Origin of the sequence: Sphingomonas abaci (genome assembly GCF_014199625.1) — a bacterium.
Taxonomy (GTDB): Bacteria; Pseudomonadota; Alphaproteobacteria; order Sphingomonadales; family Sphingomonadaceae; genus Sphingomonas; species Sphingomonas abaci.
Genome location: NZ_JACHNY010000029.1, coordinates 1 through 6548, shown reverse-complemented (window position 1 = coordinate 6548; position 6548 = coordinate 1). Strand labels below are relative to the sequence as shown.

The following is a 6548-nucleotide window of genomic DNA, read 5'->3' as shown; positions in this document are numbered from 1 at the left end:
CGCGCGCACCTCAGGTGAAAACTTGTTCGTCGTCTTGCTCGTCATAGCCCCTTCCTCTCAGGAGTTGGGGCCTCCGACAAACCCGGCGCGGTTCATTCGCTCTCCCATTCGCGAGATCGCACCCAGCTTCTGCTTGCCGCCGGTCGACGCCTGCTTTGGCACCAGCCCCAGCCAGGCAGCGAAGTCGCGGCCCTTGGCGAAGGTCTCGGCTGGAGGCGCTATTGCGGCGATGGCAGTTGCCGTGATCGGTCCGATGCCCGGAATAGTCATCAGACGCCGGGCCACCTCATCCTCTCGAGCCCGGCGCGTGATCTCCTTGTCCAGGGCGGCGACCCGCTCATCGAGATCGGCAAGCATGTCGACCATCATTGCGAACATCGGTCGTGCAGCCTCGGGCAGCGTTTCGCCAATCTCCCCACCGTCGTCGAGCAGGTCCGCCAGCATCGCGAGGTGCGCCGCTCCCTTGGGTGCAACCCAGCCGTATTCAGCAAGATGACTGCGGAGTGCGTTGCCGATCTGAGTGCGCTGCTTCACTGCCAGGTCGCGGGTTCGAAAGACCAGCGCTGCAGCCTGCTGCTCCTCGGTCTTCACCGCCACAAACCGCATGTTCGGTCGCTGTGCCGCCTCGCAGATCGCCTCGGCATCCACCGCATCATTCTTGTGCCGCTTCACGAACGGCTTCACGTACGCCGGCGGGATCAGCCGAACCTCGTGCCCCATCGCGCGCAACTCGCGGGCCCAGTGATGCGCCCCGCCACATGCTTCCAGCGCGACCACGCAGCGAGGGTGGGCGATGAAGAAGTCGAGCAGCTTGCCGCGGCTCAACCTGCGGCTGAACACCTGCGCGCCGCGCTCGTCAGCGCCGTGCGCGTGGAAAACATGCTTGGCGATATCCAGCCCGATCGTGGTAGCCTCTAACACGGACGCCTCCCTCAGTGGTGATCAACACCTCCACTCTGGCACATCGATGCCGTCGGGGGGCGTCCACCCCATCACCAATTTTGCCCGAATACAGACCCTCCGCTCTCGGCGCCAGACCAGCCTCAACGACTTACCCTCCGCGCCATCATAACGAGACAAAGCTGGGCAATTTTGTCGTTCTATTCGAAGCACTACCAAGCTACCCCGGCGCGATGGAATTCCATGGTCCGATCTTGAACAACCTGAACAACGCGATTGCCAGCGCTCGACGCTTGCGCGGTCATCCCGTTTACAAAGACACTGTCGCCCACTGGAACGAACTGATCCAGGAAGCGAGGCGTATCCAGCGTGAGCCAGCCTACGAACAGGCTGACTTGATTGAGGCCGCCATCGTCAGCCTGGAATTGGAATTCGCAGAGCGGGGCAATTGAGAGGGTACAGCGCGGTCACGAGACGACGGCGCGGAGGTTGTTTCGAGATACGGTAGGCAGGTGAAGACGGGATGGGCTTGCTCGCCCACCCCGCCGCCTGATGTCATGCCTTGGTGAGATGCTGCGAAATGTACTTGTTCATCTCGAACATGGTGCACTTGTCACGGCCGAACACCTTCTGGAGATCGGCATCGGCCAGGATTTCGCGCTTGTTCTCAGGGTTCTGCAGGTTCTTGGACTTGATGTAATCCCAGACCTTGCTGATGACCTCACTGCGCGGCAAGGCATCGTTGCCCACGATCACACCGAGCTCCTTGGAGGGTTGTACGGCTGCATGGATACCCGTGCCTGCCTTGGTCTGCGTCGCTGCCGCTTCCTCAGCACCGGCTTTCTTCTTGGTCGCCATCGTCTCTTCCCCTGATAATCAACGCTCCTGATGCCGCTTGCCGGGAGAGACGGCAACCGCCGATATCGTCAGCGACGCTTCACCCATTTCCGCCGGTCCCACGCTCATGAATGAGCCACGTCACCAGAGCGCCAGAACCAGCCCACCAGCTCTCATCGGGCGAGGTGCATAAAGGCTCGGCTATCACGACGTAGGCCACGGAACCTCTCGTCAGCTCTCCAGCATGCTGATGGGGGTTGGCGTGATCCAGTCGGCACCCCGCTCAGGGTACGGGCCATGGAAAAGATCGCCCAGCGCTCGCCTACAATGCGCGTTCAGCCAGCGACGACGGCGATGCTCGGGTGCATCGTGGATCATATGGCAGCGCTGGCACAAGGCGGCCAGCTTGTCGAAGGCGCTGTCGCTGGGATTGTGATGGAGGTGGGCGCAGGCCAGCACCACTTTGGTCCACTTGCCTCGTGTGAGGATGTCCTCGGCCGGGCGTCGCACGCGCCGCCCTTTCGCACACCGCCAGTAGAGCCGCTCTGCATCCCACCACCGTCCATCTCCGAGATGGAAAACACGCTTCCCATGCGGTCGCCGACAATGCTCGCAAACGCCCCCTGCCCGTTTGAAGCGGATGAAGTGCGAGATATGCTGCCAGTCGATCGGGTACAGAAAGACATGTTCGGGGCGGATGGGCATCAGATCATCACTCATGCCGCAATCGACGATTCCTTGTCGAGGCCGTGAGCTTATTTATCTCCCTCACCTCAAGAAGAAACCTCGTAACTCAGCAGGGTGGCGGCCGGTTAATCGCCAACCCGACCAATCGATCCACACCGATCTCTGACCCCAGGGAAAAATCGCCACACGTCCCTACTTGGCTTGAGCGCCCCGCCACCATACAGGCACCGCCATAGTCGCCGCAACTACTGCGGCTTGTTGGAAGCCTCACCGCCCATGCAGATCATCGTCCGGGAAAACAATGTCGACCAGGCGCTGCGTGCGCTCAAGAAGAAGCTGCAGCGCGAAGGCGTCTACCGCGAGATGCGCCTGCGCCAGCACTATGAGAAGCCGTCCGAGAAGCGCGCTCGCGAGTGCGCGGCAGCAATCAGCCGTGCTCGCAAAGCCGATCGCAAGCGCGCTGATCGGGACCGCTGATCTTTACAGCGCCAGCCGCAGAGACGGCCCTGGCAACTCATAAGCTGCCGGCGGCCGCCTAGCCGGTCATCACCTTAGGCGGCCGCCTGCTGCGGCTCGACAAGGCTGACCTTCGCGCAGTTCCGACCAGACCGCTTGGCCTCGTAGAGCGCGGCATCCGCAGCCTTGATCGGGCTCGTACCATCGCAGTCCATGGTGTTGCTCCAAGTGGCGATCCCAAAGGACATGCTGGTGGCGCCAAGCCGCTGCCCGCCAGCGCGGATGTTGAGCTCGGCAATCGCCAGCCTCACCTGCTCGACCCGGCTGAGGAGGGCGGTCGCGTCGGTACCGGGCGCGATGATCGTGAACTCCTCGCCGCCATAGCGGCAGACCACGTCACCGTCGCGGAAGCGATTGCGCATCTCTGCCGATACTGCCTGGAGAACGGCGTCACCGGCGTCATGCCCGAACTCGTCGTTGAAGCGCTTGAAGTGGTCGACGTCGCACATGACAAGGCTGAGAGGCTGGCCGGAACGGGATGATCGCGGGATCTCCAGGGCCAGTGCCTCCTCCATATAGCGGCGGTTGAACAGCCCAGTCAGCGGATCCCGGATGGTCTGTTCACGCAGCGACCGCTGCAACTGGTGATTGACCAGTGCTGAGGCGATGTTCTCGGTCAACACCGTTAGCCGGAAGCGGCTCTCAGCCGGCACGCGTCCGCGAAGATAGAGGACACCCATCACCTCTCCACCGGCAAGCAGTGGCTCACAATGGTACAGCGCGTCCGCACAGACATGACCGCAGACGATGTCGGCACCGGGCTCCACCACGCAGTGGCTACGGCCCCGACGCAGCGCCCAGCACTCGTCAGGCGGGAAACCATCCAGGTTGAGCGTCAAGCCACCCCAATGGGCGATCGGTACCAGCAGATTGCGCGAGTTGTTGTGAGCGTAGAGCGCGCCGCCAAGGCCTGGCAGCACACGGGGCACGAAGACGCGGATAATCTGCGCCAGCTCGTCATCGGTGCGTGCTGCCTGCATGCGGTGCGCCATGCCGCCCAGCAACTCGATGACCTCATTGCGCTCACGCAATGCCTCGCCCTGGCTGTGCAGATCGGTGTTGGCGATCTGCAGCTGTTGCTCGCTGGTTGCCTGCTCGACTACTGCCTGCTCGAGGCGATCCGCCATGGCGTTATAGCCCCTGGCCAACAGCGTGAACTCCCGCGAGCCCATTCCATCAGCGATGCGGGCCTTCTGCCCGCGCCCAAGCTCGGTCATCGCCTGCATCATCGCGGCAAGCGGTCGCCGGATGCTGCGGATCAGCAACGTGCAGGCCAGGAGGAGAAGGATCGCTACAATGGATGCGCCAGCCAGCGACAGTCGTTTGCTACGCGTCAGCCGGCGTTCCGCCGCCTCGACCCGTACCGTCTGCAGTGCGCGTTCCTCGTCAAGGAAGCTCTGCGTCCGCACGGTGATCGCATCCATCAACTCGCGGCCGCGCCCACTCGCCACAAAGGTACGGGCACCGGCGAAGTCCCCTGCCCTTCCCAGATCCAGCGGTCGGCGAAGCGCAATGGTTCGCTCAGCCATCAGCCGGGCAATCTCGCGCGTACGGGCATGCTGGACCGGGTTATCGGCGGTCAGGGCTACGACCCGCGCCATGTTGGTGGCGGCACTCTTGATGCGCTCATCGAACGTCCGGGCATAGGCCAGGTCATGGGTCAGGACGAAGCCGCGTTGTCCCGACTCTGCCTCCCGCAGATCGCCTAAGGCTTCATCGGTCGTCTCGATGATCGTTGCCGAATGGATCACCCAGCGAAAGCTACTGCCAGTCCGATGCGCTGCATCAGACAGCAGCCACGCTAGCGACGCGAGTGCCAGGACGACGACAAGCGCGAGTGCGCCGATGCGGGTGTAGAGAGAGGTAAACACCCATATTAGATTATATTTGATTGGTTAGCAGCAGATTAGCAGCCGAAAATGTATGACTTTTCCGACGTGCTCTGCAGCTATCACCGCCGCCAACGGCAAAGCCAAACACGAGCAAAAAGCTGATTGAGCAGCATGTATGTCCCACATTGGGACAAATGTAAGATGCCGCATGCGCATTTCCTTTGACTCTCCAGCTCAAATGAGATGTTCGTGCTTAAAGCTAAACCACTCTTCGAAAAAGGTAATGCTGAGTAGCGTATAAGATTGAATGCAAGAGAGGCGTCAACTTGTCCATCACGCTCTATAATCTGGCGCCTGTCCCTTCAAACGAGCCTGCTCGTAATCGGGCAGTCCATGCGTCCGGGTTGATCGGCAACATAGATAACCCAGCATTGGGTGAGATCGCAGAGCACGCAAAGCTTCTGTTCCATGCCGAATGGGCCGGGGTCGCACTGATATTCGATACCGTTCAGGAGGTCATAGCCTCATCGGGCGGCCGTCTTGGTCGCTATGATCGGGCAAGGTCGATGTCCGCTCATGCAATCCTTACCCCGTCAGAAGTTCTCTGCTTGCCGGATGCGGAAGGTGATGAGCGATTTAGAGGCAATCCGTTTGTCAGGGTAGGCCTGATCCGCTTCTTCGTTGCTGCCCCGATCATCGATGCGCAGGGCTATGCCTTGGGTGCGCTCTGCGTCTCCAAACGATCCCCCCAAAAGGTCATCGATCCGGTACATGTAACGAAGCTGCAGGCCCTGGCAGCGCAGGTGGCCCGTACAGTGCACTGACGAAGCATTGTCATCGCATTACGCTCGTAACTGCGTCAGTGTCGCCCCAGTCGGGGACAGGTTCTATGACACCCTGCTCGCCGTACAATGATCAAATGGGCCGACGCGGGCCAACCCGTCTTTGTTATCTTGGTAAGACCGGCTAGCGCCATCAAAGGCTGATTGGAGTTGCCAAGAGATGGTCGAACATGATCGGAAGGCCCGCCTTGCCCAGGCGATCCTCGACAATCGAGCGCAGCGGCGCGACGGCCTTCCCGATGAGCTGTTCGGCGAGTTCGCTTGGGACGCTCTGCTGCATCTCTTTATCGCGGATGCCGCCAGTCAGCGCTTGGATGGGCACATGCTGGCTGAGCGCACCTTTTGTCCGCCGTCGGTCATGCAACGATGGCTGATCTTCATGTCCAAGAACGAGTTGGTGGTCGGCGATGGTGATGGTGATCTCTCCGATCTCCTGACCCTGTCCGCCAAGGCGCTCGCCGCGATCGAGGTCTACCTTGACCGTACGAGCGACATGGCCAAGTCGATATTCAGTTCGCATGCATGAACAAGTGAGGACTTTTCGCCTATATTGATTGTCCCATCGCAGGAGCTGAAAACCATATGATAACTACCAAAGTTTGGCACCGGGCACGTATTTAAAGTCATATTGAATGCTTTGCGGCTCTGCACATTGTTGTTGCTTGTCAGCATTTAGTGGCAGATCGTGAAGGTGAATAAAACGGTAGGAGGACAGCGTGGCGCACAGGCTAACCGTAGAGGATGGCCGGGAACATCGGATCACCGCCACCACGATCAAGCAGGCCAAGCGCCTGCTAGCCTCTTCTCGCGTCGTCGCCTGCAGCATGCCGATCGGCTTGGTAAGCGTCCGGTGACGGCGTCACCTCAAACGGGCCGGTAGTTCCACGGCAGCAGTTCAGCGACCCGGCGGGCCGGATGGTCTGCGATGCGTCTG

7 protein-coding genes and 1 pseudogene are annotated in these 6548 nt (G+C 60.8%); 4 read left to right on the top strand and 4 right to left on the bottom strand.

Annotation, left to right across the window (positions count from 1 at the left end; genetic code table 11):
* Window positions 1–60 precede the first annotated feature (60 nt).
* Window positions 61–921 (bottom strand): annotated as a pseudogene (locus GGQ96_RS20930) (IS110 family RNA-guided transposase); the annotation flags it as partial.
* A gap of 233 nt (window positions 922–1154) precedes the next feature.
* Between GGQ96_RS20930 and GGQ96_RS20925 the strand changes: the two are divergent.
* Entirely contained in the window at window positions 1155–1352 is a 198-nt protein-coding gene (locus GGQ96_RS20925; RefSeq protein ID WP_184117174.1) for a hypothetical protein, read from the top strand.
* Window positions 1353–1455: 103 nt separating this feature from the next.
* Here GGQ96_RS20925 and GGQ96_RS20920 read toward each other — a convergent pair whose 3' ends face one another.
* Both GGQ96_RS20920 and GGQ96_RS20915 read right to left on the bottom strand, forming a co-directional pair.
* Window positions 1456–1758: an SWIB/MDM2 domain-containing protein gene (locus tag GGQ96_RS20920; RefSeq protein WP_184117173.1), complete on the bottom strand. Its 303-nt coding sequence runs from the start codon at window positions 1756–1758 to the stop codon at window positions 1456–1458.
* 210 nt (window positions 1759–1968) lie between these two features.
* Complete coding sequence (locus GGQ96_RS20915; protein ID WP_246360761.1) at window positions 1969–2457, bottom strand: hypothetical protein; 489 nt, start codon at window positions 2455–2457, stop codon at window positions 1969–1971.
* A gap of 243 nt (window positions 2458–2700) precedes the next feature.
* Between GGQ96_RS20915 and rpsU the strand changes: the two genes are divergently transcribed.
* Window positions 2701–2901: a 30S ribosomal protein S21 gene (rpsU, locus tag GGQ96_RS20910; protein ID WP_184117172.1), complete on the top strand. Its 201-nt coding sequence runs from the start codon at window positions 2701–2703 to the stop codon at window positions 2899–2901.
* A gap of 74 nt (window positions 2902–2975) precedes the next feature.
* Here rpsU and GGQ96_RS20905 read toward each other — a convergent pair whose 3' ends face one another.
* Window positions 2976–4811 (bottom strand): diguanylate cyclase, encoded by a 1836-nt coding sequence (locus tag GGQ96_RS20905; protein ID WP_184117171.1) that lies wholly within the window; start codon window positions 4809–4811, stop codon window positions 2976–2978.
* Between the two features lie 287 nt (window positions 4812–5098).
* Between GGQ96_RS20905 and GGQ96_RS20900 the strand changes: the two genes are divergently transcribed.
* Complete coding sequence (locus GGQ96_RS20900) at window positions 5099–5596, top strand: GAF domain-containing protein (protein ID WP_184117170.1); 498 nt, start codon at window positions 5099–5101, stop codon at window positions 5594–5596.
* A gap of 178 nt (window positions 5597–5774) precedes the next feature.
* Window positions 5775–6140, top strand: a complete 366-nt coding sequence (locus GGQ96_RS20895) for a hypothetical protein (protein ID WP_184117169.1) — start codon at window positions 5775–5777, stop codon at window positions 6138–6140.
* The last annotated feature ends 408 nt before the right edge of the window (window positions 6141–6548 follow it).

Coding starts and splice junctions, on each gene's coding strand:
- GGQ96_RS20895 (WP_184117169.1), top strand. CDS start 5,775: ATGGTCGAACATGATCGGAAGGCCCGCCTTGCCCAGGCGATCCTCGAC.
- GGQ96_RS20915 (WP_246360761.1), bottom strand. CDS start 2,457: ATGAGTGATGATCTGATGCCCATCCGCCCCGAACATGTCTTTCTGTAC.
- rpsU (WP_184117172.1), top strand. CDS start 2,701: ATGCAGATCATCGTCCGGGAAAACAATGTCGACCAGGCGCTGCGTGCG.
- GGQ96_RS20920 (WP_184117173.1), bottom strand. CDS start 1,758: ATGGCGACCAAGAAGAAAGCCGGTGCTGAGGAAGCGGCAGCGACGCAG.